This window comes from Pseudomonas sp. BIGb0381, from assembly GCF_024809815.1.
Classification (GTDB): Bacteria; Pseudomonadota; Gammaproteobacteria; order Pseudomonadales; family Pseudomonadaceae; genus Aquipseudomonas.
On sequence record NZ_JANUEN010000010.1, the window covers coordinates 177,705 to 203,134 of the forward strand.

At 60.7% G+C, this 25,430-nt stretch carries 23 protein-coding genes; 14 read left to right on the forward strand and 9 right to left on the reverse strand.

Annotated elements, in window-relative coordinates; genetic code table 11:
* Positions 1-53: 53 nt before the first annotated feature.
* From M2397_RS24110 to M2397_RS24120, 3 genes are all read right to left on the reverse strand, one after another.
* Positions 54-269, reverse strand: a complete 216-nt coding sequence (locus M2397_RS24110) for a hypothetical protein (RefSeq protein ID WP_259244600.1) — start codon at positions 267-269, stop codon at positions 54-56.
* Positions 270-503: 234 nt separating this feature from the next.
* Positions 504-1,610 (reverse strand): agmatine deiminase, encoded by a 1,107-nt coding sequence (gene aguA / locus M2397_RS24115; protein WP_259244602.1) that lies wholly within the window; start codon positions 1,608-1,610, stop codon positions 504-506.
* Positions 1,611-1,731: 121 nt separating this feature from the next.
* The gene (locus M2397_RS24120; RefSeq protein ID WP_259244603.1) at positions 1,732-4,632 is read right to left on the reverse strand and encodes an aminotransferase; all 2,901 of its coding nucleotides are present in this window, start codon (positions 4,630-4,632) and stop codon (positions 1,732-1,734) included.
* Between the two features lie 153 nt (positions 4,633-4,785).
* Between M2397_RS24120 and rfbB the strand changes: the two genes are divergently transcribed.
* The 7 genes from rfbB to M2397_RS24155 are packed head-to-tail and all read left to right on the forward strand — an operon-like array spanning position 4,786 to position 11,850.
* Positions 4,786-5,868 (forward strand): dTDP-glucose 4,6-dehydratase, encoded by a 1,083-nt coding sequence (gene rfbB, locus M2397_RS24125; protein ID WP_259244605.1) that lies wholly within the window; start codon positions 4,786-4,788, stop codon positions 5,866-5,868.
* On the forward strand, positions 5,865-6,758 hold the full coding sequence (gene rfbA / locus M2397_RS24130; RefSeq protein ID WP_145335833.1) for a glucose-1-phosphate thymidylyltransferase RfbA: 894 nt from the start codon (positions 5,865-5,867) through the stop codon (positions 6,756-6,758). Before rfbB ends, rfbA begins: the two co-directional genes overlap by 4 nt.
* Positions 6,739-7,284 carry a dTDP-4-dehydrorhamnose 3,5-epimerase gene (gene rfbC, locus M2397_RS24135; protein WP_145335831.1) on the forward strand — a complete coding sequence of 182 codons (546 nt, stop codon included), beginning with the start codon at positions 6,739-6,741 and terminating at the stop codon, positions 7,282-7,284. Before rfbA ends, rfbC begins: the two co-directional genes overlap by 20 nt.
* A complete protein-coding gene (gene rfbD, locus M2397_RS24140; protein ID WP_259244606.1) occupies positions 7,281-8,150 on the forward strand; it encodes a dTDP-4-dehydrorhamnose reductase in 870 nt (289 codons plus the stop codon). The genes rfbC and rfbD overlap by 4 nt, the downstream gene beginning before the upstream one ends.
* Positions 8,151-8,186: 36 nt before the next feature.
* Positions 8,187-9,995, forward strand: a complete 1,809-nt coding sequence (locus M2397_RS24145) for an ATP-binding protein (RefSeq protein WP_131696956.1) — start codon at positions 8,187-8,189, stop codon at positions 9,993-9,995.
* On the forward strand, positions 9,992-11,368 hold the full coding sequence (locus tag M2397_RS24150) for a sigma-54 dependent transcriptional regulator (protein ID WP_259244607.1): 1,377 nt from the start codon (positions 9,992-9,994) through the stop codon (positions 11,366-11,368). Before M2397_RS24145 ends, M2397_RS24150 begins: the two co-directional genes overlap by 4 nt.
* Positions 11,369-11,394: 26 nt before the next feature.
* Positions 11,395-11,850 carry a YiiD C-terminal domain-containing protein gene (locus M2397_RS24155; protein ID WP_167655968.1) on the forward strand — a complete coding sequence of 152 codons (456 nt, stop codon included), beginning with the start codon at positions 11,395-11,397 and terminating at the stop codon, positions 11,848-11,850.
* A 65-nt stretch (positions 11,851-11,915) separates the two neighbouring features.
* Here the strand turns inward: M2397_RS24155 and cysQ are convergent, their stop codons facing one another.
* Positions 11,916-12,752: a 3'(2'),5'-bisphosphate nucleotidase CysQ gene (cysQ, locus tag M2397_RS24160; protein ID WP_145335821.1), complete on the reverse strand. Its 837-nt coding sequence runs from the start codon at positions 12,750-12,752 to the stop codon at positions 11,916-11,918.
* On the reverse strand, positions 12,749-13,315 hold the full coding sequence (gene nudE, locus M2397_RS24165; protein WP_131696960.1) for an ADP compounds hydrolase NudE: 567 nt from the start codon (positions 13,313-13,315) through the stop codon (positions 12,749-12,751). Before nudE ends, cysQ begins: the two co-directional genes overlap by 4 nt.
* Before the next feature lie 87 nt (positions 13,316-13,402).
* Between nudE and yrfG the strand changes: the two genes are divergently transcribed.
* Positions 13,403-14,065, forward strand: a complete 663-nt coding sequence (gene yrfG / locus M2397_RS24170; protein ID WP_184745588.1) for a GMP/IMP nucleotidase — start codon at positions 13,403-13,405, stop codon at positions 14,063-14,065.
* A gap of 109 nt (positions 14,066-14,174) precedes the next feature.
* Here the strand turns inward: yrfG and lysM are convergent, their stop codons facing one another.
* Positions 14,175-14,615 (reverse strand): peptidoglycan-binding protein LysM, encoded by a 441-nt coding sequence (lysM, locus tag M2397_RS24175; protein WP_053140321.1) that lies wholly within the window; start codon positions 14,613-14,615, stop codon positions 14,175-14,177.
* A gap of 132 nt (positions 14,616-14,747) precedes the next feature.
* On the opposite strand from lysM, the gene M2397_RS24180 reads away from it, so the two are divergent.
* The 4 genes from M2397_RS24180 to M2397_RS24195 all read left to right on the forward strand — a co-directional run bounded on the left by M2397_RS24180 (position 14,748) and on the right by M2397_RS24195 (position 19,596).
* Positions 14,748-15,635, forward strand: a complete 888-nt coding sequence (locus M2397_RS24180) for a LysR family transcriptional regulator (protein WP_048725293.1) — start codon at positions 14,748-14,750, stop codon at positions 15,633-15,635.
* A gap of 97 nt (positions 15,636-15,732) precedes the next feature.
* Positions 15,733-16,572, forward strand: coding sequence for a formate dehydrogenase accessory sulfurtransferase FdhD (fdhD, locus tag M2397_RS24185; protein ID WP_131696962.1), 840 nt, complete (start codon positions 15,733-15,735; stop codon positions 16,570-16,572).
* Entirely contained in the window at positions 16,569-18,917 is a 2,349-nt protein-coding gene (locus M2397_RS24190) for an FdhF/YdeP family oxidoreductase (protein ID WP_131696963.1), read from the forward strand. Before fdhD ends, M2397_RS24190 begins: the two co-directional genes overlap by 4 nt.
* Before the next feature lie 205 nt (positions 18,918-19,122).
* Positions 19,123-19,596 (forward strand): glycine zipper domain-containing protein, encoded by a 474-nt coding sequence (locus M2397_RS24195; RefSeq protein WP_167655972.1) that lies wholly within the window; start codon positions 19,123-19,125, stop codon positions 19,594-19,596.
* 144 nt (positions 19,597-19,740) lie between these two features.
* Here M2397_RS24195 and M2397_RS24200 read toward each other — a convergent pair whose 3' ends face one another.
* The 3 genes from M2397_RS24200 to M2397_RS24210 all read right to left on the reverse strand — a co-directional run bounded on the left by M2397_RS24200 (position 19,741) and on the right by M2397_RS24210 (position 23,544).
* A complete protein-coding gene (locus M2397_RS24200; RefSeq protein ID WP_131696964.1) occupies positions 19,741-20,172 on the reverse strand; it encodes a thioesterase family protein in 432 nt (143 codons plus the stop codon).
* Positions 20,173-20,195: 23 nt separating this feature from the next.
* Positions 20,196-22,133 (reverse strand): ATP-dependent DNA helicase RecQ, encoded by a 1,938-nt coding sequence (locus tag M2397_RS24205; protein WP_259244609.1) that lies wholly within the window; start codon positions 22,131-22,133, stop codon positions 20,196-20,198.
* Between the two features lie 235 nt (positions 22,134-22,368).
* Entirely contained in the window at positions 22,369-23,544 is a 1,176-nt protein-coding gene (locus M2397_RS24210) for a tetratricopeptide repeat protein (RefSeq protein WP_259244610.1), read from the reverse strand.
* Between the two features lie 176 nt (positions 23,545-23,720).
* Between M2397_RS24210 and M2397_RS24215 the strand changes: the two genes are divergently transcribed.
* Positions 23,721-23,891, forward strand: a complete 171-nt coding sequence (locus M2397_RS24215; protein ID WP_131696967.1) for a YhfG family protein — start codon at positions 23,721-23,723, stop codon at positions 23,889-23,891.
* Positions 23,891-24,490, forward strand: coding sequence for a putative adenosine monophosphate-protein transferase Fic (locus M2397_RS24220; RefSeq protein WP_131696968.1), 600 nt, complete (start codon positions 23,891-23,893; stop codon positions 24,488-24,490). Before M2397_RS24215 ends, M2397_RS24220 begins: the two co-directional genes overlap by 1 nt.
* Positions 24,491-25,430 lie beyond the last annotated feature (940 nt).

Below are 25,430 nucleotides of genomic sequence, written 5' to 3' on the forward strand. Positions count from 1 at the left end.
TAACAGCTGTCGAGCGCAAGCGAGGCAACTGCTACGGGGTCAACGATATTTTTTCAGTTACTCCTCAACTCGCACAACGCGTGCATTTCATCCTCGCTGAACAACCCCACCGGGTAGCGCTCATTCATCACACTGCGCAAATCCGGCTGCTGCCTGACCTGTCGCGAGCCGTTTTCCTTCAACCAGAGCCCCAGCGAATGGATCGCGTCACTGTCGACCCGCGAAGGGTGGAAGGTGCGCGTGTACATCGGGTTGATATTGGCATTCATTTCAGCGCTCTCTCCTACTGCGTGAGCGGCTAACTTACTCAAGGTTTATGACAGAACTATGCGGTCATCACCCTGGGCCACTGGGGCAACACCGATACAAGAGCTATGCCAATGTCGCGTATTTATAGGTGGTCGGACACAAAAAAGCCCACGACCGTGTTGGGCCGTGGGCTCGCTGTAAATGCTCAGACTGAGTAGCGCCCGTTCGCAGAAAAGGCGTTGTTACAACTGCACTCAGTTTTTATGCGGAGCCGGCTGTTGTTGGGTCAGGCAGTGGATATTCCCGCCACCCAGTAACAGTTCACGGCCCGGCACCATCACCACTTCGTGCTGCGGGAACAGGTTCTGCAAGATGGCCTTGGCTTCACTGTCCAACGGGTCGTCGAAACTTGGCGCGATGATGCCGCCGTTGACGATCAGGAAGTTGACGTAGGAACCCGCCAACCGCACGGTCGGATTACGTTCCTGTGTGCCGTCCACCGGGTCGACCCCGGCGCACTCTTCCTCAGTGGCATACAACGGCCCCGGGATCGGCATTTTATGCACTGTGAACGAGCGCCCCTGGGCGTCGGTGCTGCTTTGCAGGACGGCCATGGCGGCGTGGCAACGCGCGTAGTTCGGGTCTTGCGGGTCGTCGGTCCAGGCCAGTAACACTTCGCCCGGGCGCACGTAGCAGCAGAAGTTATCCACATGGCCATCGGTTTCGTCGTTGAAGAGGCCGTCTGGCAGCCAGATGATCTTATCCACAGCCAGGTTGGCGCTGAGTACCGCTTCGATCTCGGCACGGTCGAGGTGCGGATTACGGTTGCGGTTGAGCAGGCATTCCTCGGTGGTGATCAGGGTGCCTTCGCCGTCGACGTGGATCGAGCCGCCTTCCAGCACGAAGCCCTCTGTGCGGTAACGCGGCGCGCGCTCGATTTCGAGGATCTTGCCGCCCACCTGCGAGTCGCGGTTCCACGGCGAGTACAGGCCACCGTCAAAGCCGCCCCAGGCGTTGAAATCCCAGTTCACGCCGCGCACTTCGCCACGGTCGTTGATCACGAACGTCGGCCCGGTATCGCGCACCCAGGCGTCATCACTGGACATTTCCACCACCCGAATATTCGGCACGTCCAGACGGGCACGGGCATTTTCGTACTGGTCGGCAGAAACCGCCACGGTCACCGGCTCAAAACGGGCGATGGCCTTAGCCACGGCCACGTGAGCGGCCTGCGCGGGCTTGCCGCCCAGGCGCCAGTTGTCCGGGCGCTCGGGCCACACCATCCAGGTTTGCGTTTGTGGCGCCCATTCGGCGGGCATGTGGAAGCCATCGGCGCGGGGGGTGCTGTGCAGGGTGGTCATGGCGATCAGGACTCCGAATGGGTAAGGGCCGACTTTATAACGGATAAAAATCGGCTTTAAAAGCGAACAAACAGGCTAACCGAAAAATATGACAGCCCCATAACCGATAACAATCGATTATCTACAGTTGCTCATCCAGCACCTTCGACAGCATGTCGACAAAGAAGTCCACGCTGCGCCTGGACGTCACCATCGGCGGCTTGATCTTGAGGATGTTCAAATAATCGCCAGTGGGCTGCATGAAAATCCCCAATTCCCGCAATCGATCACACAACAGGGTGGTCTCCTCGGTGGCGGGCTCCAGGGTTTGCCGGTCACGCACCAACTCCAGGCCCAGATAGAAACCGGAACCGTGAACCGCGCCCACCAGAGGATGACGGTCGATCAGTGCTTCCAACCGCGCCTTGAAATGCCCGCCCACCACTTGGGCGTTTTCCCACAATTTTTCTTCTTCCATCACATCCAGCACCGCCATGCCGATCCGGCAACTCACCGGGCTGCCCCCCGACGATGAGAAGAAATACCCCTCGGCCTCCAATGCCTCGGCGATCTCGCGACGGGTGATCACCGCGCCGAGTGGCTGGCCGTTGCCCATGCCTTTGGCCATGGTGATGATGTCGGGCACCACGCCCTGCTCTTCGAAGCCCCAGAAGAAATGCCCCATGCGGCCGTAGCCGACCTGCACTTCATCGGCGATGCACACGCCGCCCTGGGCACGCACCAACCCGTACACCTGCTGCAAGTAACCCGGCGGCAGGGAGATGCCGCCGGCGTTGCCATACACCGGCTCACAGATAAACCCGGCCAATTGGCGCTTGCTCGCAGCGATTTTCGCCAGGTTATGTTCCACGCTTCGTACGTAGTCCGGCGCACTGTCCTGCCCGCGGAATTCACCGCGATAGGTGTTCGGCGCGGTGACCGGGTGGACCCACTCCGGGCGGCTGCTCAGGGCCTGGGGGTTGTCGGCAATCGAGGTGGACACCGCATCCGCCGCCACCGACCAGCCGTGATAGGCCTCCAGCACACTGAGCATGTCGCGCCCACCGCTGTAGGCCCAGGCCAGGCGGATGGCCAGGTCGTTGGCCTCGGTGCCGCTGTTGACCAGGAACACCCGATCCATACCCTCCGGCGCCAGCGCCAGCAAGCGCTCGGAAAACTCGGCAATGGCCGCATAGTGAAACCGCGAGTTGGTATTGAGCAGCGACCATTGCCGCGCCGCCACCGCCGCCATGCGCGGGTGGCCGTGACCCAGCACGGCGACATTATTGAGCATGTCCAGGTAGGAACGGCCTTGCATATCGATCAGGTGGTTGCGCCAGCCGCGCTCGATGCGTGGCGGGTCGACGTAATAGTGTTTCTGCGAACGGGCGAAACTGGCGTCCCGACGGGCCAGCAGCGCGTGGGGGTCGAGCTCCGGCTCGGCATCGCAGGCCAGTCCCAGTAATGCCGCAGGCGATGGACACAAGGCTTGCCAGGCCAAGGCACGGGACGGTGTACAAAACAGCGGCGGTTCGAGGTCGGCACGGCACAGTTGCACGGTCAGCGGCCCATGGACCTCACCGAGAACCTGCCCCTTCACCAGCAATGAACCGTGCTTCAACCGGGTGTTCACGCCCCACAGCCGCACGCTCAGCTCGACCCCTTGCACGCTCACAAGGCCATCGGCGTCCTGATGCAGCGTTCCGGCGAAAGGCGCCTCCAACACCGTGCCATGGGGCAAATGCAGCTCTACGTGGAGGGGAAAAGTGTGCGGTTCGGCGGCACTGTCCGGGCAGGTACGCGACAGCCGATATTGGCCATAACGACTTGCCGCCAGCCCATGTACGGTTGCCGCCTGATCCAGCAGATGCCGATCAATGCCCGGCAGTTCCCAGTTGCCGGCTTCGAAATGCGGGCTGAGCACGCCCAGGTCGATCAGCGCGAACTCACGCCCCACCAGGCCCGGCAGCAACGGCGCGAAGTCCTGGCTGGCAACCGACGGCAGCGTCTCACCGACACTACTGAGAATCGCAGCCTCCATCAGTTCAAACGGCACCGACGTCGCCACATGGAAAATTTCCCACTCGTGCTCGGCGTTTTTCAATAGATAAGTGTTGTCCGGTTCCAGGCGTTGCTGCTGTTCGCTGCTTAATACCAACACTGCCGCACGGGCGACGATCAGCGGCCACAATGCCTGCAATTCCTCGCGCTGCAGCGGGGTCACGGCGTGGCAGGCCTGGACCGCAGGCAGGATGGCAAAAGGGTCGCCCTCGGCATGGTGCAACAGGGCCGCGCAGGTCACCGACAGGTCGGCAACCCGCCAGGTGTTCACCAGGTCGCCGAAATCGATGACGCCTTGCAGTTGCCAGCGCCGTTGCGCATCGCGCTGCCAGACCACGTTGTCATCGGTGATGTCCATGTGCACCGCTTGCCTGGGCAGGCGGTCGGCCAGGGGGCGAATGCGCTGTTCAACCTGCTCGGCCACCTGTTCCAGTACGGCGCGGTGGGGCAGGTTTTCCAGGGTGGCCAACAGATGGGGGATCAGTTCCCGAGCATGGCGCGGGTCCCATTGCAGGGTACGGTCCAGTCCAGCGTGCGAGAAATCAGCCAGCGCGAGGCTCATGCGCCCGCACAGGTCGCCAAAGCCTGCGATCACGTCGCGCCCCAAATGCGGCAGATGGGTCAACGGCTGGCCGTCGATATAATCCAGCAGCCGCAGGTGCAGGGGCTGGCCATCGACCGTCACGCTCAAAAGCTCTTCACCGCTCAGGGCCTTGATGACCTTGGGCACACGCACGGCCTGCAGGGTGTCGAGGGCCGCGTGCTGGGCCTGCAGCTCAACCGCGGCGTAGTCGCCCCGGCAGATTTTCAGAACAAACCGGCCGCGGGTGCTGTCGACTTTGTAATTGAGGTCTTGCTGGCTGCCCAGTGACTGCAGGGTGCCCGTGAGGCCGTAGTGCTGCTCGAGCAATTGCGCTGCCTGGTCGGGGCCTACTTGCGGGCAGGGTAGATTGGCGCGATGGATCAACGTAGCAAGCAGCATGGGCGTGGCCTCGTTTTTTTCAGGGGTGTATATCGCCATTGTTCAGGTGAGTTAGGCAACCCCCCTACGCATACCGCGCTTGCGCCTATCTTCCGCACAACTCAAGCTATGCTTCATTCGCTTAATGTCCGTCTAAGGAAAAGGCCCTCCGACATGCGCATTCTCATCACCGGCGGCGCTGGATTTATCGGCTCCGCCCTGATCCGCCATCTGATCCAAAACACCGAACACGAAGTGCTTAATCTGGACAAACTTACGTATGCAGGCAATCTGGAATCACTGACCAGCATTGCGTCCAACAGCCGCTATGAGTTCGTACAGGCCGATATCATTGACCAGGCGAGCGTCAGCGCCGTGCTGACGCGCTTCGAGCCACAGGCAATCATGCACTTGGCTGCAGAATCCCATGTCGATCGTTCGATTGACGGGCCGTCGGATTTTATCCAGACCAATATCGTCGGCACCTACAGCCTGCTGGAGGCCACTCGCGCGTACTGGCACACGCTGGCGGAGCCCTCCAAGAGCGCTTTCCGTTTCCATCACATCTCCACCGATGAGGTGTACGGCGACCTGCACGGCGTTGACGATCTTTTCACCGAAACCACGCCTTACGCGCCCAGCTCACCTTACTCCGCGAGCAAGGCGGCGTCCGACCACCTGGTGCGTGCCTGGCAGCGCACTTACGGCCTGCCGGTATTGCTGACCAATTGTTCAAACAACTACGGCCCTTTCCACTTCCCCGAGAAGTTGATCCCGCTGGTCATCCTCAACGCGCTCGCGGGCAAGCCATTACCGGTCTATGGTAATGGTTTGCAGGTGCGCGACTGGCTGTTCGTCGAGGACCATGCCCGCGCACTTCTGAAAGTGGTAACAGAAGGTGTGGTCGGCGAGACCTACAATATCGGCGGCCACAATGAGCAAAAAAACATCGACGTGGTACGAGGCATCTGCGGCCTGCTGGAAGAATTGGCACCGCAACGTCCGGCCGGTGTGGAAAAATTTGCCGACCTGATCACGTTCGTCAAAGATCGACCAGGCCACGATCAGCGCTATGCAATCGACGCCAGCAAGATCGAACGCGAACTGGGCTGGGTCCCGGAAGAAACGTTCGAGACCGGCCTGCGCAAGACCGTACAGTGGTACCTCGACAACCTGGAATGGTGCCGCAGGGTACAGGACGGCAGTTATCAGGGCGAACGATTGGGCAACACCGACATGAAGGATCTGATTGCATGATGAAGGGAATCGTATTGGCAGGCGGCTCAGGCACTCGCTTGCACCCCATTACCCTGGGCGTGTCCAAGCAGCTGCTGCCAGTGTATGACAAGCCGATGATCTATTACCCGATCTCGGTGCTGATGCTGGCGGGAATCAAAGACATCCTCGTGATTTCCACGCCAGTGGACTTGCCGCAGTATCGTAACTTGCTGGGCGATGGCAGCCAGTTCGGCGTGCGCTTCACCTATGCCGAGCAGCCGTCGCCGGATGGCTTGGCCCAGGCATTTATCATTGGCGAAGAATTTATCGGTAATGACCCGGTATGCCTGATCCTGGGTGACAACATTTTCCACGGCCAATATTTCGGCGAACAGTTGCGGACTGCAGCCAGGCGTCCTTCCGGCGCGACGGTATTTGGTTATTGGGTGAAAGACCCAGAACGATTTGGCGTGATCGACTTCGACAAGGATGGTCGCGCCCTGTCGATTGAAGAGAAACCACTCAAGCCAAAGTCCCCCTATGCCGTAACCGGCCTTTATTTCTACGACAACGACGTGATCGAGATCGCCAAAGCCGTGAAACCTTCACATCGTGGCGAGCTTGAGATTACCGACGTCAACAACGCCTATCTCAAGCGCGGCGACCTGCATGTGGAACGTTTCGGGCGCGGCTTCGCTTGGCTCGATACAGGCACCCACGACAGCCTGTTGGAAGCTTCGCTCTACGTGCAGACCATCGAGCACCGCCAGGGCCTGAAAGTAGCCTGCCTGGAAGAAATTGCTTACCAGAACCGCTGGATTGACCGTGAATACTTGCTGGAGCGGGCCAGATATTTTGGCAAGACCGGCTACGGTCAATACTTGTTCACCCTCGCAGGGGATAATCCATATGAATGTATCCGCCACTGAGTTGCCCGGGGTATTGATCATCGAGCCAAAGGTTTTTGACGATGAACGCGGTTTTTTCTATGAGAGTTTCAATGCCCGGGACTTTGCGCAAGCAACCGGGCTGCAGCAAGAGTTTGTTCAGGACAACCACTCGCGCTCACAAAAAGGCGTATTGCGCGGCCTGCATTACCAAGTGGAACACGCTCAGGGCAAATTGGTGCGAGTGACCGCCGGTGAGGTGTTAGACGTCGCAGTGGATATACGTCAGAGTTCACCTGCATTTGGCAAATGGGCCAGCGTTCGGCTATCGACCGACAACAGTCGCCAACTGTGGATTCCTCCGGGGTTCGCCCATGGTTTTGTGGTACTCAGCGACTACGCCGAATTCCTCTACAAGACGACTGATTACTACACACCCTCTGCAGAGCGCTGCATCCGCTGGGACGATCCGGATCTCAATATCGATTGGCAATTGACGGGGCCTCCAACCTTGTCTTCCAAGGATCAGAGCGGCAAAAGCCTGAAAGACGCCGACCTGTTCCCATGAAAATCCTGATCACCGGCCAACACGGCCAAGTCTCCCAGGCGCTGCAAACGCGGCTTCAGGGCCTGGGCAAACTGATTGTGCTTGGCCGCGAGCAACTCGATCTGACCGACGCCGAACACATCCGCCAGCAGGTGCGCGCCCATCGCCCCGACCTGATCATCAACGCCGCCGCCCACACGGCTGTCGATCAAGCCGAAAGTGAACCGGACCTCGCCTACGCCATCAACGCCATCGCCCCTGGCATTCTTGCCGAGGAAGCCAAGGCCCTGGACAGCCCGTTGATCCACTACTCCACCGACTACGTGTTCGACGGCAGCAAGCCGGCGCCCTACACCGAAGCTGACACGCCCAACCCCTTGGGCGTCTACGGCCAGAGCAAACTGGCCGGTGAGCGGGCGATTGCCGCAGTGGGCGGCGCACACCTGATCCTGCGTACCAGCTGGGTCTACTCCAACCACGGCAAGAACTTCCTGCTGACCATGCAGCGCCTGCTGCAGGAGAAACCCCACCTGCGCATCGTCGCCGACCAGATCGGCGCGCCGACGTGGGCCGGGACCCTTGCCGCCAGTACGCGGGTCCTGATCGAACGCTGGCAAGCGGGCAAGGCCGGGGAATGGGGCATCTACCACCTGACTGCCGAGGGTGAAACCTCGTGGTTCGGCTTTGCCCAGGCGATCGGCGAGCACCTGCGCGCCAGCGGCCGTGCCTGTGCCGAACTGGAGGCGATCCCGTCCAGCGCCTACCCGACGCCCGCCCGGCGCCCGCTGAACTCACGCCTCGATTGCAGCCACCTGCGCCAGCAATGGCACGTCACTCAGCCGCTGTGGCAAGACGCACTGCGCGAGTGTCTTGCCGGGCAGCACTAGGCATAATGCGCCTGTACCCACAGGCGCACGACTCCCATGACCCCACCCCTTCCGCGAAGACCCCGCTGGCGCAGCCTCGCCCTGTTGGCCCTGTGCCTGGCACCGCTGCTGTGGCCGCTGGAGCATTTGGCCGAGCGCTACTATCGCAGCGAACTGGCCGGGCAAAACCGCCAGACCCTCGACCTGTACGTCGCCAACCTGCTGGGCACCCTGCATCGCTATGAAGTGCTGCCGCAGATTCTCGGCGACTTGCCGGCCTTGCGCACGGCGCTGGATGCACCACAGGTAAGCACCAACCTGGTCAACGCCAACCTGCTGCTCAAGGACGTCGCCGCCCAGGCCGGGGTGGAAGTGATGTATTTGATGGACACCACCGGCAAGACCCTCGCCGCGTCCAATTGGGACAAGCAGGACAGTTTCGTCGGGCGCAACTTCTCGTTCCGGCCCTATTTCAGCGAAGCCATGGCCGGGCGCCTGGGGCGTTTTTTCGGTCTGGGCACCACCTCGGCCAAGCGTGGCTATTTCTTCGCCGCCGCCGTGCGCGATGGCGACAAAATAATCGGCGTCCTGGTGGTCAAGGTCGACCTGGACCACACCGAAAGCCTGTGGGGCAACACGCCCGAGCAACTGCTGGTCACCGACCATAACGGCGTGGTGATCCTCACGTCGCGTCCACAATGGCGCTTCCGTGCCACGCGGCCGCTGACCGCCGAAGAGCGCCAGGCCATCATTGCCATCCAGCCCTACCCCACACGTGACCCGCAGCCGCTGACCCTGAGCAACAGCGCATGGCTGCGCCAATCCACCGCCATTGCCGAGACCGGCTGGAATGTGGAGATCCTTGCACCACAATCCTTGATCAGCCGCCCGGTGCGCACGGTGGTCGCCGTGGGCGGCGCCACATTGCTGGTGTTGATGCTGCTGCTGGGCCTGTTGATGCAACGCCGTCGCCACTACCTGGAGCGTATCGCCTTCGAAGCCAAGGCCCGCCGCGAGCTGGAAATGCGTGTGGTCGAACGTACCAGCGATCTGGAAGGCCTGAACCGACGCCTCAAACAGGAAGTGCTGGAGCGCGAACACGCCCAGCAGGAACTGGTGCGCGCCCAGGATGACCTGGTGCAGGCCGGCAAGCTGTCGGCGCTGGGCACCATGTCGGCGAGTATCAGCCACGAACTCAATCAACCCCTGGCAGCGATTCGCAGCTATGCGGAAAACGCCGAGATCCTGCTCGACCACGAGCGCACCAGCGATGCCCGGGGCAATCTCAAGCTGATCAGCGAACTGACCGGGCGCATGGCCTCGATCATCGCGCACCTGCGCGCCTTCGCCCGGCGCGACCGCCATGCCCCGGAAAGCGTGGCCCTGCAACCGGCGCTGGACGATGCGCTGGCGCTGCTGGCCAAGCGGCGGCGGTCGATGGAAGTCGAGTTGATCCGCGATTTACCGGAAGCGACCCTGTGGGTGCAGGCCGGCGAAACCCGCTTGCGCCAGGTGCTGGGCAACCTGCTGGCCAACGCCCTCGACGCCCTCACCGAAAAAGGCCCGCCGCGCAAACTGTGGCTGAGTGCCGAAACCACCGCCCAGGGCGTCAACCTGTACATTCGCGACAATGGTCCAGGCTTTTGCATGGAAGCGTTGGGCCGCGCCAGCGAACCGTTCTACACCACCAAGACGCGCACCCAAGGCTTGGGCCTGGGCCTGGCGATCTGTGAAACCCTGATGCGTGCCTTTGGTGGCGAACTGCTGTTTGCCAACCACAAGGAAGGCGGCGCGCTGTTAACCTTGAAATTGCGCGCCGGCTCGCCGGGCGTCAGTCTGCAACCGTCCGAGGACCGCAGTGTATGAGTATCGATAACCAGATTCAGGTGGTGTTGATCGACGACGATCCACACTTGCGTCAGGCCCTGTGCCAGACCCTGGACCTGGCCGGGCTGAAAGTCCTGACCCTGGGCGAAGCCACCGGCCTCACCGCGCGCCTGTCGCGGGATTGGCCGGGCGTGGTGGTCAGCGATATCCGCATGCCCGGCATGGACGGCCTGGAGCTGCTGGCCGAGCTGCACGCCCAGGATCCGGACCTGCCGGTGCTGCTGATCACCGGCCACGGCGACGTGCCGCTGGCGGTGCAGGCCATGCGCGCGGGTGCCTATGACTTCCTCGAGAAACCCTTCGCCAGCGACGCCCTGCTCGACAGCGTGCGCCGCGCCCTGGCCCTGCGCCGATTGGTGCTCGACAACCGCAGCCTGCGCCTGGCCCTCAGTGACCGCCAGCAGTTGAGCACGCGCCTTGTCGGGCACTCCCCGCAAATGCTGCGCCTGCGCGAGCAGATCGGCGCCCTGGCCGCGACCCGTGCCGATGTGCTGATCCTCGGTGAAACCGGCGCTGGCAAGGAAGTGGTGGCCCGCGCGCTGCACGACCTGTCGAGCCGGCGCAGCGGGCCGTTTGTGGCGATAAACGCCGGGGCGTTGGCCGAATCGGTGGTGGAAAGTGAACTGTTCGGCCATGAGCCCGGCGCCTTTACCGGCGCGCAGAAACGCCGCATCGGCAAGTTCGAATTCGCCAATGGCGGCACGTTGTTCCTCGATGAAATCGAAAGCATGAGCCTGGACGTACAGGTCAAGCTGCTGCGCCTGTTACAGGAGCGTGTAGTGGAGCGCCTCGGCGGCAATCAGCTGATCCCGCTGGATATCCGCATCATCGCCGCCACCAAGGAAGACCTGCGCCAGGCCGCCGACCAGGGCCGCTTCCGTGCCGACTTGTATTACCGCCTCAACGTCGCGCCATTGCGCATTCCGCCACTGCGCGAGCGCGGTGAAGACGCGCTGATGCTGTTCCAGCACTTCGCCGACGAAGCCAGCAGCCGCCACGGCCTACCGTTGCACGAGTTGCAACCGGGCCAACGCGCGCTGCTGTTACGCCACAATTGGCCGGGCAATGTGCGCGAATTGCAGAACGCCGCCGAGCGCTTTGCCTTGGGTCTGGAGTTGGCGCTGGACAACACGCCGGACAGTCCCGCCAGCAGCGTGCTGACTTCCACGCCGGGCGGCTTGAGCGAGCAGGTCGAGCAGTTCGAAAAAAGCCTGATCGCCGCCGAACTGACCCGCCCCCACAGCTCCATGCGCAGCCTCGCCGAAGCACTCGGCGTACCGCGCAAGACCCTGCACGACAAACTGCGCAAACACGGCCTGAACTTCGCCAACCAAAGCGCTGACGACGAATGACCCTGCCCACCCATCAAGAGGCCCCCATGAGCCGCGACAGCCGTTACCTGGAATCCATCCTCCACCACGACATCCCCCTGACCCGCGAAATGGGCCTCAAGGTGCTCGACTGGCAAGACGGGCAACTGCGGCTGCACCTGCCCCTGCAAGCCAATATCAACCACAAGAGCACCATGTTCGGCGGCAGCCTCTATTGCGGTGCGGTGCTGGCGGGTTGGGGCTGGATGCACCTGCAACTGCGCGTGGAAGGGATTGAAGACGGGCATATCGTGATTCAGGAAGGGCAGATCAGCTATCCACTGCCGGTGACGCAAGATGCGACCGCCCTTTGCGCGGCGCCGGAGGAGAAGGTGTGGAAGCGCTTTTTAGCGACCTACAAGCGCTATGGCCGGGCGCGGCTGACGTTGGACACGTGGATCGTGAATGAGGGCAGTGACGAAAAAGCGGTAGCCTTCACTGGCCAATACGTCCTGCACCGCTAGAAGCCAATACACAAAAAAATGTGGGAGGGGGCAAGCCCCCTCCCACATTTAGATCGGCTGAGGTATTAAGAGCGGGCCAAGGTCAGCAAGCGCTCACGCCACGCCGCCTTCGCCGGCAACGCCAGGAAAAACGGATTCAACAACGATGCCCGCGCCGGATAGCTGAACGGCTCGCCACTCAACTCCAGCACCTCGCCGCCCGCCCCTTCCAATACGCCCTGCGCCGCCGCCGTATCCCACTGCGAAGTCGGCGCCAGGCGCGGGTAGCAATCGGCACTGCCCTCAGCCAACAGGCAGAACTTCAACGAACTGCCGATATTCGCCAGCTTCAACTCACCCAAGCCTTCGCTCAACCCATCCAGCAAACGCTCCTGCTCGGGGCTGGTATGCCGGCGGCTAGCAACCACGGTAAACGCCTCACCCATTGCCGGCGCCTCGCGCACCTGGATCTGCCTGGGCGCTTCGTTCACATCGGAGCGCCACGCCCCCAGGCCGGCACCCCCGAAGTAGCAACGGCCACTGGTGGGCATGGATACCACACCGAACACCACGCGGCCCTGTTCGACCAGGGCAATATTGACGGTGAACTCTTCGCTGCCGGCGATAAATTCCTTGGTGCCATCCAGCGGGTCCACCAGCCACCAACGCTGCCAGCCGGCACGTACGCTCTGGTCGATGTCGGCGTCTTCTTCAGACAGTACCGGGATACTCGGGTCCAGTGCGGTAAGGCCTGCGAGAATCAGATGGTGGGCGGCCAGGTCGGCCGCCGTGACCGGCGAATCATCGGCCTTGGAGGTCACCGCCACATCGGCGCGCCAATACGGCAGGATCACTTCACCCGCCTGGCGAGCCAGCTCGATCACAGGGGCGATATACGGGTGGCCTAAAAACAGTTCGCTCATGGGGTAAACGCTCCACGCTGAATCAACAAATCTCGTACCAGGTACAGCGCGGCCAGGGCGCGGCCTTCGCTGAATTGCTCGTTTTGCGCAAGCTGCGACAGCTCGCGCAGGTTGACCCGCTCCACGCGCATCGGCTCGGGCTCATCGCCTTCCAGGCGTTCTTCATAGAGTTCGGTGGCGAGCACCACCTGGATTTTCTGGCTCATGTAGCCAGGGGACAACGACAGTTCGGTAATGTGCTCCAGCTGCCGTGCGCCGTAGCCGGCTTCTTCCTTGAGCTCACGGTCAGCCGCCGCCAGCACGTCTTCACCCGGCTCGATCAGGCCCTTGGGCAAGGACAGCTCATATTCATCAGTGCCGCCGCAGTACTCCTCAACCAGCAACGCATGATCCTCGTCGATCATCGCCACAATCATCACCGCGCCGTAACCGGCACCGCGGCCTACCAGGCGCTCGTAGGTCCGTTCAACGCCATTGGAAAAGCGCAATTGCACTTCCTCCACGCGGAACAAACGGCTACTGGCGACTATTTCGCGGGCGAGGACGGTGGGTTTCTGGCGCATAAGCGGCTCCTTGGCGTGATCGGGTTACTATACCGTGGCTTTTCCGATTGTCTGTGTCGGATATCTTTACTTACATGAGACCGCACCATGCCCTCTTTGCCCTGGCACGCCATCGACACTGTCCTGCTGGACATGGACGGCACCCTGCTCGACCTGCATTACGACAACCACTTCTGGATGGAGCACCTGCCCCAGCGTTACGCCGAGTTGCACGGGGTGAGCCGGGCCATGGCCGAGATGGAGTTGCAGCCTCTGTTCGAGCGTAACGCCGGACAGTTGCAATGGTATTGCCTGGACTTCTGGAGTGCGGAACTGAACATCCCGGTACGCGAACTCAAGCTGGAAACCGCCCACCTGATCGCCCTGCGCCCGGATGCCGACACCTTCCTGACGGCGATCAAACAGGCCGGCAAGCGCGTGATCCTGATCACCAACGCCCATCGTGATTCGCTGTCGTTGAAGTTGGAACGCATTGAACTGGCGCCGTATTTCGAGCGATTGATCAGCTCCCACGACTATGGTTTCGCCAAGGAAAACCCACAGTTCTGGGATGCCTTGCAAGCCGACATCCAGTTCGACCCGGCGCGCAGCCTGTTTATCGACGATACCTTGCCGATCCTGCGCAGTGCCCAGGCGTTTGGTGTGGGGCACTTGTTGGCGGTGAAAGAGCCGGACAGCAAAAAAGGGCCGAAGGACACGGGCGAGTTTGCAGCAGTTGGTGACTACCGCGATCTCATTGTCGGGCTCTGAGCAAATGTGGGAGGGGGCTTGCTCCCGATAGCGGTGCATCAGTCACCTTGATGTCGACTGACACTCCGCCATCGGGAGCAAGCCCCCTCCCACATTTTTACTTTGTGTATTACTCAGGAATACGCAACGTCTGCCCTGGGTAAATCTTGTCTGGATGGGACAACAGCGGCTTGTTGGCCTCGAAGATCTTGTTGTACAGGTTGGCGTTGCCATACACCGTCAGGGAAATTGCGCTGAGGGTGTCGCCCTTTTTCACCACGACGAAGCGGGCGGCGGCAACCGCCGGGCCGGATACGGTGATCTGGTCATCCACACTGGCCACACCGGCAATATTGCCCAGCGCCAGCAGAATCTTCTCTTTCTCTTCCTGGGTCGCGACTTCGCCGGTTACGGTCACTTTGTCGCCATCCACCGTGGTCTGCACATTCGGATTACCCAGACCCACCTTCGCCACGTGTTCCTTCAACTGCTCACTGGCGTTTGCATTACCCGGCGTCAACAGATCGATCAACTTCTCGCCGGCTTCCTTTACAAAGCTCAAAAGACTCATGGTGTGCTCTCCTTGATGTTTGATTTCCAGATGCCAAAGACTAGACCAACCCTAAACGCTTGGGTTCCAGCCCGACCAAAGACCCAAACGCGCTAGAATCCCCCCGCCATTGGAATAAGCCCTGGAGCGAAGATGGACATCAAGCAGCTGAAATTCCTCATCGCCCTCGACGAGACCCGTCACTTCGGCCAGGCCGCGGCGCGTTGCCACATCACCCAGCCCACCCTGTCGATGCGTCTGCGCAGCCTTGAAGAAGAGCTGGACTTGCCGCTGGTCAATCGCGGCCAGCGTTTCGAAGGTTTTACCGCCCCTGGCGAACGGGTACTGGCCTGGGCACGCACGGTGCTGGCGGCCTATGACGGTTTGCAGGCCGAAGCAGCCGCCTGTCGTGGCAACCTGGTGGGTACGTTGCGCCTGGGGGTGGTGCCGTTGTCGAGCTTTGATCCACTGGCGTTGATGCAACAACTGCACAAGGAGCATCCGAGCCTGCGCTTTGAGCTCTCGGCCCTCAGTTCCGAGCAGATCCTCGAACAGTTGGCGAGCAATCGCCTGGACCTGGGCGTGTCCTACCTCGACCGCCTGGACAACGAGCGCTTCGACTCCCTGGCCCTCGGCGAAACCCGCATGGGCCTGCTTTACGACCAGCGCTATTTCAGTTTTGGCGACAAGCCGCTGAGCTGGGAGGCATTGATCGAATTGCCCCTGGGCATGCTCACCAGTGGCATGCACTTCCGTCAGTCCATCGACCACAACTTCCACAGCCGGGGCCTGCACCCGCAGCCGCTGTTACAAACCGACGCCGTGCATCAGTTGTTACAAGCTGTGCATGGCGGGCTGTGCTGCGCAGTCATGCCGCTGGACGGCGGCCTGGACGCCCTCACCGAACATTTGCGCCTGCAACCTATCGAAGACGCCCACACCCTGGCGCGCCTGGGCCTGATCATGCGGCGCAGCGCGCCTCGCTCGGCGCTGGCGGAGGCGTGTTTCGCGCTGTTTCAGAAATCGCAAACAGAGTCTTGATCGACGTCATCTATCGGTAGATCAGTACTGGCAATTAGACGCGACGCTTTGTCGCGCCTAGTCTAAACACTGATCAATCCGCCGGTGGTACTGCCCCATGAACGCCAAGCGCCCAGCCTGCGCGGCGCCTGCTCCGGAAATGTCCGCGCCCGTCGCCAGCCAGAGCTACCAGTTTTGCAACCTTGAGCACACCGAAGTCGCCAGCACAGCCTTGGCGGAAGAAGTGGCGTTGGCGATTGCCTATAACGACATCAGCCAAGCGGTCATGCTGGTCACGCCGACGGACCTGGAAGACTTTATTGTCGGGTTCAGCATCGGCAGCGGCATTATCGCCGACGTCAGCGATATTTATGATCTGAAACTCAGCGGTTCGGGCTCGACCCAATACGCTCAGGTGCAGATCTCCAGCCGTGCGTTCTGGAACCTCAAGCAGCAGCGCCGCCAGCTGGCAGGCACCAGCGGCTGCGGCCTGTGTGGAGTGGAAGCAGTGGAACAGGCCCTGCCGGACCTTCAAGTGCTGCCCGGCGCGCCCTTGCCGCCTGCCGAGTGGCTCGACGGCCTGCGCCAGCGCATCAGTGCGTTCCAGCCCCTGGGCCAGTACAGCGGTGCGGTGCATGCGGCCGTGTTCATGAATAACCAGGGCGAATTGCTCATGGGCCGTGAAGACATCGGCCGGCACAACGCTCTCGACAAGTTGATCGGCGCACTTATCCGCCAACAGATCCCGACCGACGGCGGGCTGGCGATTGTCACCAGCCGTTGCAGCCTCGAATTGATCCAGAAAGTCCTGCGCGCGGGCATCCAGACCCTGGTCAGCCTGTCGTCGCCCACCGGCCTGGCCCTGCAATGGGCCCGCCGGCATAACCTCAATCTCATCCACCTGCCGCAGAAAAGTGCGCCGCGGGTCTACAGCCCTGCGATGGAGAAACAGCCGTGAGCAATCATCATCAAGCCGACCAAACCCCAACCCCGCGCTACAAGCCCTACAAGGGCCCGGCTGGCGGCTGGGGGGCGCTGATCAGCGTGGCACAGGCGTGGTTGACCAGCGACAACGCGCTGAAAAACCTGCGCATGATGCTCAAGACCAACCAGAACGGCGGCTTCGACTGCCCGGGCTGCGCCTGGGGCGACTCGCCGGAAAGCGGCATGGTCAAGTTCTGCGAAAACGGCGCCAAGGCGGTCAACTGGGAAGCCACCAAGCGCCGTGTCGATGCGGCATTCTTCGCCAAGCACAGCGTCACCGCCCTGCTGGAGCAAAGCGACTATTGGCTTGAGTACCAAGGCCGCCTGACCGAGCCAATGCGCTACGACGCTGAAACCGACCGCTATACCCCCATCAGCTGGGAAGCGGCCTTCGATCTGGTCGGCAAACACCTCAACGCCCTGCCCAGCCCGGACATGGCTGAGTTCTACACCTCGGGCCGTGCCAGTAACGAAGCGGCGTACCTGTACCAGTTGTTCGTGCGCGCCTACGGCACCAACAACTTCCCGGATTGCTCGAACATGTGTCACGAGGCCAGCGGCGTGGCCCTGGCACAGAGCGTGGGCGTCGGCAAAGGCACCGTGACCTTTGATGACTTCGAACATGCCGATGCGATTTTCGTCTGGGGCCAGAACCCCGGCACCAACCATCCTCGTATGCTTGAACCGCTGCGCGAAGCGGTGAAACGTGGCGCCCAGGTGGTGTGCATCAACCCCCTCAAGGAGCGCGGCCTGGAACGCTTCCAGCATCCGCAGCACCCGCTGGAAATGCTCACCAACGGCGACAAGCCGACCAACACCGCGTACTTCCGCCCAGCCCTGGGTGGCGACATGGCGATCCTGCGTGGCATGGCCAAGTTCCTGCTGCTGTGGGAGCGCCAGGCTCAGGCCGAAGGCAAGGAAGCCGTATTCGACCACGATTTCCTCAATGAACACACCGCCAACGTACTCGACTACCTGGGCCAGATCGACGATACGTCGTGGGATGAAATCGTCGCGCAGTCCGGCCTGCCCCTGGTCGAGATCGAGCAGGCGGCGCGCATGTACGCCAAGGGCAAGAACGTGATCATGTGCTGGGCGATGGGTATCACCCAGCACCGCCACTCGGTGCCGACTATCCAGGAAATCGCCAACCTGATGCTGCTGCGCGGCAACATCGGCCGCCCCGGCGCTGGCCTATGCCCGGTGCGTGGCCACAGTAACGTGCAGGGCGACCGCACCATGGGTATCAACGAGCGCCCACCGGTGGCGTTCCTCGACGCTCTGGAGCGGCGCTTCCAGTTCCAGGTACCGCGCACCAACGGGCACAACGTGGTGGAAGCGATCCACGCCATGCTTGAAGGTCGCTCCAAGGTGTTTATCGGCCTGGGCGGCAACTTCGCCCAAGCCACGCCGGACAGCCCGCGCACCTTCGAAGCGCTGCGCAATTGCGACCTGACCGTGCAGATCAGCACCAAGCTCAACCGCAGCCACCTGATGCACGGCAAAGACGCACTGATCCTGCCGTGCCTGGGCCGCACCGACATCGACATCCAGGCCGAAGGCCCGCAAGCCGTGACGGTGGAAGACTCGTTCAGCATGGTCCACGACTCCAACGGGCAACTGCAGCCGCTGTCGAAGTTGATGAAATCGGAACCGGCCATCCTCGCCGGCATCGCCGCCGCGACCTTGGGCAGCACACCGGTGGACTGGAACTGGTTGGTGGCCGATTACAGCCGCATTCGCGACCTGATCGCCGATACCATCCCAGGCTTCAAGGACTTCAACGAACGCCTCAAACACCCCGGTGGTTTCTACCTGGGCAACTCCGCCGGTGCACGGCGTTGGAACACCCCTTCGGGCCGTGCCAACTTCCGCCCGAACATCCTGCCCAAGGACCTGATCCACGAGCGTACCCACGCCACTGGCCGCGTACCGGACCTGATCATGCAGTCGATGCGCTCCCACGATCAGTACAACACCACCATTTATGGCCTGGACGACCGTTATCGCGGGGTCAAAGGCCAGCGTGACGTGCTGTTCGTCAACGAAGCCGACATCATCCGCCTGGGCTTCAAGCCGGGGCAGAAAGCCGACATCGTGTCGTTGTGGGAAGACGGTCGTGAGCGTCGAGTGAAGGGCTTCACCTTGTTGGCGTTTGATATTCCGGCGGGGCAGGCTGCGGCTTATTACCCAGAAGTGAACCCGCTGGTGCCGTTGGAAAGCACTGGGGATGGCAGCCATACACCGACGTCGAAGTTCGTGGCGATACGTTTGGAAGCTGCGAGTGACAATGGGCTGATCATGGCGCGTTCGGCCTGACTGATCATTTCGGGCACAAAAAAGGCCGCTTTTGCATAAAAGCGGCCGTTCCGAAGTAGTTAAAGACTCGCAAAAATTACTTAAGTTCCCGAGTTAAAACAGTAACTTATAGAATTGTGTACAACTCGTGTTACTGGTCGGATTTCTATTGTAACCATGTCGATACAGCCTCAGGATCGCGCCGTCATCCTCTTGAGGTCTCTCTATGAAGTTCTCCTCGATTCTCTTGTTGTCCCTTGGCCTGGTCAGTGGCGCAGCCATGGCCGGTGGCACCACCGAAGCCGGTGTGGGCGGCGCATTGGGCGGGGTTCTTGGCTCGGTTGTCGGCCAGCAGTTGGGCGGCAACACCGGTTCGACCATCGGCGCGGCCCTGGGTGGCGCAGGCGGTAGCGCAGTCGGCGCCGATAAGCGCAGCCGCGGCGAAGCAGCCATTGGCGGCGCACTGGGCGCAGCCGGCGGCAACGTGGTGGGCCGCAGTGTCGGCGGCGGCACCGGTGCACTGATCGGTTCAGCGGCCGGCGGTGGCGCAGGCGGTGCGCTGGGCAACTACATGGGCAACAAGAGCGATGATGATGATCGTCGTAGTCGTGATAACCGCCGTTATGACCGCGATGACCATCGCGGCCGTGGCCATGCCTACGGGCATCGCAAGAACAAGCATCACTACCGTCACCGCTAAGCGCTAAAAAACAGCGCAAAACCAATGTGGGAGGGGGCTTGCTCCCGATAGCAGGGTGTCAGCCACCCGTGTACTGGCTGACCCACCACTATCGGGAGCAAGCCCCCTCCCACATTGAGTTCCGTGGTGCCTGCAACGCCGAAGTCAGACCACCAACCGCTGCAACGCCTCGCGCAACATCCCCGGAATCGTCACCGGCTGGTTCGTCCCCCGATCCACGAACACATGCACAAAGCGCCCCGCCGCACAGGCCTCCTCTTCGCCTGCCTTGAATACCGCCAATTCGTACTGCACTGAGCTGTTGCCCAACTTGCCCACCCGCAGGCCGATTTCCAGGCGGTCGGGAAAGGCAATCGACGCGAAGTAATCGCACGCCGAACTCACCACAAACCCCACCACCTCACCGTCATGAATATCCAACCCACCCTGTTCGATCAGGTAAGTATTCACCGCCGTGTCGAAGAAGCTGTAGTAGGTGACATTGTTCACATGGCCGTACACATCGTTGTCGTGCCAGCGCGTGATGATCGGCTGGAAGTGACGGTAATCGGCGCGTTGCGGCATTGAGTCAGGCATGGGCACGTCTCATGAAAGTAGGGTTACAGGTCATTCAAATGGACTTGGGCCCACTCACGCACATCGGCGTAGGGATAGTCCTCCAGCGCAGCAAAACCAGGAATGCCGCGCGCCTTCAACTTGGTAAACAACGGCACGCTGATACCGCCCAGGAAACGTGTCAGTCGCTCAGCGCCTGGCAGTTGGCCGGTGTGCTCATGATGCCTGTGGATAAAATCACCGCACAGCCCCATGAAGTTTTTATCCACAAGCGGCGGCAGGCTCGGCGGTGCCGGCAGATGCGCGACGTGGCCGTAGCATACGGAGCAGTGCCCGCAGCGCAGCGGTGCGTTTTCATCACCAAAGTAATGCGCCAGCCGCTGCCCCAGGCAATGTTCGGTGGCGAACAGATCAAGCATGGCGTGAATCCGCGCCACTTCCGTCACCTCGTGCTGCTGGAAGCCTGTGTATAACTCGAGGCTCAACACCTGTGGATCAAAGTCGGTATCCAGCAGACTGTAGACCTCAGTCATCTGCTTGCTTTCCAACTCGATCAGGCCTTGTTCCTGGAAGTAATCCAGGGCCTTCACCACCCGGCTGCGCTCGGCATTGTGTTGCTGGTAAAGCGCGTCAAAATCCACGGTCGCCCAGGTTTTTGCGCGTTTGCACACCTGGATGATCGCCGCGACAAACTGCTGGCGCTCGCCGGAAAAACGCGCCAGCAGGGCCTCGGGCTCGACCAGGTACTTAAAGCGGTACTCGGCATAAAACGCGTAGCGCGGCGCGATAACGCCCTTGAGTTCCAGTTGCACCAGCAACGTCTTCAGCGGCAATTCGCGGATATTGCTGTGGTCCGACAGCGACCTCAGCAGGAACTCCCATTGCCCTTCACTGCGCGCTGCCTGCAACTCTTCCAGCACCCGCCGAATGCCGTCCTGCTCCGGCGTATCGCCATACACGAAGTTTTCCAGCACATTGAGGCTGTCGCGGTTGGCCAGCACCAGGCAGTCCGAGGGCTGCCCATCCCGCCCCGCGCGGCCGATTTCCTGGCTGTAGTTCTCGATGGATTTGGGCAGGTCAAAATGCACGACATTGCGGATATCGCTCTTGTCGATACCCATGCCAAACGCGATGGTAGCGACGATGCAATTGGAGCGCCCACCCATGAAGCGCTGCTGGATGCCCTCACGCCTGTCGTGGGGCAAGCCGGCGTGATACGCCTCGGCCTGGATGCCGTTGCGGTTCAAGTGCTCGGCAATCTGCTCGGCGGTTTTCTGCAAGGTGACGTAGACGATGCTGGGCTGGTTGGCCCGCTCGCTCATCCACTGCACCAGGCGACGACGTTTGTCCGCACCGGCGACCGGCTCCACCAACAGGTTGAGGTTGGGCCGGTAGAAGCCCGTGGTGACCACGTCGTCGGGCGCAATGGCGAACTTGGCCTGCATGTCGGCAATCACCTTGGGCGTGGCCGTCGCCGTCAGCAGCAGCGCTTGTGGGATCTTGAACTGGCGCTGGTAGTCCGGCAGCTTCAAATAATCCGGGCGGAAGTTGTGGCCCCACTCGGAAATACAGTGCGCCTCATCCACCACCAGCAGCGAGATCTGCACACTTTGCAGGAAGTGGCGAAAACGCTCGTTTTTCAAGCGCTCCACCGAGATCATCAGGATTTTCAGCTCGCCGGAACGTGCGCGGGCCATCACGTCATTGGCGTCTTCGCGGCTTTGCGCCGAATCGATACTGCCCGCCGAAATACCGTGCCGTTGCAGGAAGCCCAACTGGTCCTGCATCAACGCCAGCAGCGGCGACACCACCAGTGTCAGGTGCGGCAGCAACACCGCCGACAGTTGGTAACACAGGGACTTGCCCGACCCCGTAGGAAAAATGGCCGCAGCCGAACGACCCGCCAGTACGGCGCTGACCGTTTCTTCCTGGCCCAAACGAAACTGTGGATAACCAAAGACCTGCTGGAGGGTGTCGTGCATAAGCTGTCACTCCATTGACCGCTGAAGGTGGCCTAAAAACGTAGCCCACTGAGCTCAGCGAATCGAGAAAGGTCGCATGGAAAAAAGAGACAGGATGATACACAGGGTGCAGCAATGGCCTTGGGCCAAATTCGACAAGTTCGACAAGTTCGACTGTGGCTGTAGGAACACCACAAACCAAATGTGGGAGGGGGATTGCCCCCCTCCCACATTTCAGAACTGCGCTACAGATGAATCAGCGATTCTGTACCCGCTCAATTGCCGTGTCATACACCGGGTTGGCCTTCTGCTCCTTGGCCAACTGGTAGTGACGCAACGCATCCGGGAACTGCCCCGCCGCTTCGTAGATCCGCGCAATGTTGTAATAGGCACCTGCACGCACGGTGGCAGCATTGGCGCCGGTGGCAAGGGCGATAGCCTTGCGGTTGGCCCAGATCGACTCGGCAGTGTTACCGGCTTTCTGATAAGCCAGGCCGAGGTTGCCGTAGGCCTTGCCGAAGCCATTGTCCAGTTCGATGGCCTGGCGGAACAGGTCAATGGCCTGGTCCAGCTGGCCGGCCTGGTAGGCCGCTTCACCCTGCAGGTTCAGACGCTTCGCATCGGTTTGTACGGAAGAGCTGACGGTGACTGCGGTGACCGCGACGCTGTCATCCAGCAGCGGTTTGACTTCGTTCAGCACGTTGGCGGCATTCACTGTCACGCCACTGAAGGTGTTGATGTCCTGGAAGTCGCCGCTGCCGGTCATGCGGAACACCGTCCACAGGTTGCCGCTGCGGTTCTTAGGCACGTAGTAGGTACGCACCAGCGATTGGCCCATGTACACGAACACCTTGGCTTCGCTGTCGGACAACTGGCGCGAGCCTGGGTTGCCGCCATTGCTGTAGTCGTGCACGGCATAGACGTAGCTTTCGCCGTAGTGTTTTTTCTGCAGGGTGATGGTTTCCGGGCCGTAGCTGTCGGTGTCATCCACATCCAACTCGGCGTCGGTACCCTTCTGGTTCTCGAAATAGATGTTATTGCCGGGGAAAATCATGTGGGAGTCGAGGTCACTCGGCGTCTTGCCCCAGGTCAGCACCACACGCAGGCCATCGAGATTTTCCATCACCGGGCTGATGGCGTAGGTCATGCCCGCGCATGGGCACTTCACCACCAGGTTGGAGTAGCCGGGCTTCTTGATGATCAGCAGGTTGCTCGCATCATCGGCGGCCTCACTGGTCAGCGTCACTTGGCCCTGCGCGTTGGTGCGGCCCACCACATTCTGTGCGCCGTTACGTTGCAGCAGCACTTCGGCATCGGCGATTTTCTGGTCCTTGACCACCGCACTGAGCACTTCGATCGGCAACTCTCCGGCCTGGACCGAAAAAGCCACCGCACACAATGACACCGCCGAAGCAACACGAAGCAAACCCATGCTTAACTCCCTTTAAGTAGCGGGCGGAAATCGCCCTACAAGATTTTGCGGTGAAACATACGCTGAATTCCGGGTGTCGGCGGATTTTTTGTACAGAATGTGACGTGGTTTTTATCCCGCCTTCCCGTTGAAGCATTGCGCTACAATCAAACCTTGCTACCCAGGAGTGCGCTGCGATGAGCGAACTGACGTTTGAGCAAAAACAGGATCATTACCACAAGATCCGCCGTTCCAATTACCTGGCCAGCCTGCGCCTGGAAGGGTTCGACACCCAGCCGGCCGACGTCGACAAACCCCTGCCGACCCGCGAATCCGTGCTTGCCAAGTACCGCAATACCCCACGCTGATGCTCGACAAATACGGGGTGGGCCAGGATCCGTACTGCTATCCCGATAGCAGCGTCCTGCGCAACCGCCTCGATTTGCTCGACGAAGCCCGCCTGCACCAGGCCGAGCGGGAATTATCCGAAATCGCCGTAGGCAGCCTCCCGCTCTTCCCCCCGCCCTACGACCTCGACCGCCTGCAACACATCCACCGCACGCTGTTCGGTGACATCTACGACTGGGCCGGTGAGTTGCGCAGCGTGAACATCCAGAAAGGCGACACCCTGTTCTGCACCCCGGAGCGCATCCCTCCGGAAGCCGCGAAGATTATCCGGCAGATGGAAGAGGCAAACTGGTTTGTTGGTGCCAGCCAAACCGAGTTGATAAGCAAGATTGCCGAAGCCTATGGCGACCTCAACGTCATCCACCCCTTCCGCGAGGGCAATGGCCGGGCGCAGCGGATTTTGTTTGAACAGATCATCGTGAACGCGGGGTTTTCAGTGAACTGGTGGCTGGTGAAACACGCGGCATGGATACCGGCGAATATTGACGCGGTGGCGTGTGATTATCGGGGGTTGGAGGCGATTTTTGAGCGGTGTATCAGCAGGCCTGCAGGGCAGTGATCATTCCTCACGCCCTGCGTGGGAATGCTCTGAAATCTAAGCAACACCCTTTGTAGGAGCGAGCTTGCTCGCGAAAATCATCAACGACGACGCGGTAAACCAGAAGAAACGCGGCGTCCTTGAGTTTTTCGCGAACAAGTTCGCTCCTACAATTGACCAGCTTTGCTTGTTAAGTCACTGCCAAGCCACAAATGCCGGAAACGGCCGTAGGAAACCTCCAAACACCGCGACATCCCCTTCCCAAACTGCTCCAAACACCCGCTTGACCCTCTACAGAAGTTACCCGTAGCTGAATGAAAATAGCGCGGTCTCAACTTTCTCGGCAGAAACCTGTGAACATCGAAAGGGCTCAACACATCGGCCACTATGGCGTCATCTTCACAGTGAATCGCTTCACTGTTGTGCCTGACAATCGGCATGCTTTGGCCAATCTATGCCTGCTTGAAACAAAAACGGCAGCGCGACAAGTGCGCGATCAGATACGTAGGCTGTACGAAAAAATGCTGGCCAGAGACTTGCCATGCGAAATGGCGGTCGCGATTTCCCATCCTTTGAGACGGAATCAGGCCGATCGGTTAAACGACCAAAACGTGCTCATCAAACACATAATCTCCGGAGCGGTTAAAGCACCGGGGATTGCCATTTCAACCGTAACCGCGGGCTTCGTTGGAGATACGATTTCCGGCAAGCTTCGTAGATATCACGCTGGAGACATCATCATCGGTCTGGATGCCAGTGTGAGAGGAGGCATAGGGCCTCAGCGGTCAACACTCTCAATGCATGTCTACCCGGACGAGTCTTAGTGACATGGTCCCTTACCTTCAATCCGTTTCCTTTCTCATTATCTATTTGGTGCTGCACTACCAAATCACAGACCCAATGCTCAGAAAGCACTTCGCAGTCACATTTCTTACAACAGGCCTTATTTTGACGTTCCTAC

Excerpts from the sequence above, each read along its gene's own strand:
- M2397_RS24110 (WP_259244600.1), bottom strand. The coding sequence starts at position 269 with ATGAATGCCAATATCAACCCGATGTACACGCGCACCTTCCACCCTTCG.
- aguA (WP_259244602.1), bottom strand. The coding sequence starts at position 1,610 with ATGACCACCCTGCACAGCACCCCCCGCGCCGATGGCTTCCACATGCCC.
- M2397_RS24120 (WP_259244603.1), bottom strand. The coding sequence starts at position 4,632 with ATGCTGCTTGCTACGTTGATCCATCGCGCCAATCTACCCTGCCCGCAA.
- rfbB (WP_259244605.1), top strand. The coding sequence starts at position 4,786 with ATGCGCATTCTCATCACCGGCGGCGCTGGATTTATCGGCTCCGCCCTG.
- rfbA (WP_145335833.1), top strand. The coding sequence starts at position 5,865 with ATGATGAAGGGAATCGTATTGGCAGGCGGCTCAGGCACTCGCTTGCAC.
- rfbC (WP_145335831.1), top strand. The coding sequence starts at position 6,739 with ATGAATGTATCCGCCACTGAGTTGCCCGGGGTATTGATCATCGAGCCA.
- rfbD (WP_259244606.1), top strand. The coding sequence starts at position 7,281 with ATGAAAATCCTGATCACCGGCCAACACGGCCAAGTCTCCCAGGCGCTG.
- M2397_RS24145 (WP_131696956.1), top strand. The coding sequence starts at position 8,187 with ATGACCCCACCCCTTCCGCGAAGACCCCGCTGGCGCAGCCTCGCCCTG.
- M2397_RS24150 (WP_259244607.1), top strand. The coding sequence starts at position 9,992 with ATGAGTATCGATAACCAGATTCAGGTGGTGTTGATCGACGACGATCCA.
- M2397_RS24155 (WP_167655968.1), top strand. The coding sequence starts at position 11,395 with ATGAGCCGCGACAGCCGTTACCTGGAATCCATCCTCCACCACGACATC.
- cysQ (WP_145335821.1), bottom strand. The coding sequence starts at position 12,752 with ATGAGCGAACTGTTTTTAGGCCACCCGTATATCGCCCCTGTGATCGAG.
- nudE (WP_131696960.1), bottom strand. The coding sequence starts at position 13,315 with ATGCGCCAGAAACCCACCGTCCTCGCCCGCGAAATAGTCGCCAGTAGC.
- yrfG (WP_184745588.1), top strand. The coding sequence starts at position 13,403 with ATGCCCTCTTTGCCCTGGCACGCCATCGACACTGTCCTGCTGGACATG.
- lysM (WP_053140321.1), bottom strand. The coding sequence starts at position 14,615 with ATGAGTCTTTTGAGCTTTGTAAAGGAAGCCGGCGAGAAGTTGATCGAT.
- M2397_RS24180 (WP_048725293.1), top strand. The coding sequence starts at position 14,748 with ATGGACATCAAGCAGCTGAAATTCCTCATCGCCCTCGACGAGACCCGT.
- fdhD (WP_131696962.1), top strand. The coding sequence starts at position 15,733 with ATGAACGCCAAGCGCCCAGCCTGCGCGGCGCCTGCTCCGGAAATGTCC.
- M2397_RS24195 (WP_167655972.1), top strand. The coding sequence starts at position 19,123 with ATGAAGTTCTCCTCGATTCTCTTGTTGTCCCTTGGCCTGGTCAGTGGC.
- M2397_RS24200 (WP_131696964.1), bottom strand. The coding sequence starts at position 20,172 with ATGCCTGACTCAATGCCGCAACGCGCCGATTACCGTCACTTCCAGCCG.
- M2397_RS24205 (WP_259244609.1), bottom strand. The coding sequence starts at position 22,133 with ATGCACGACACCCTCCAGCAGGTCTTTGGTTATCCACAGTTTCGTTTG.
- M2397_RS24210 (WP_259244610.1), bottom strand. The coding sequence starts at position 23,544 with ATGGGTTTGCTTCGTGTTGCTTCGGCGGTGTCATTGTGTGCGGTGGCT.
- M2397_RS24215 (WP_131696967.1), top strand. The coding sequence starts at position 23,721 with ATGAGCGAACTGACGTTTGAGCAAAAACAGGATCATTACCACAAGATC.
- M2397_RS24220 (WP_131696968.1), top strand. The coding sequence starts at position 23,891 with ATGCTCGACAAATACGGGGTGGGCCAGGATCCGTACTGCTATCCCGAT.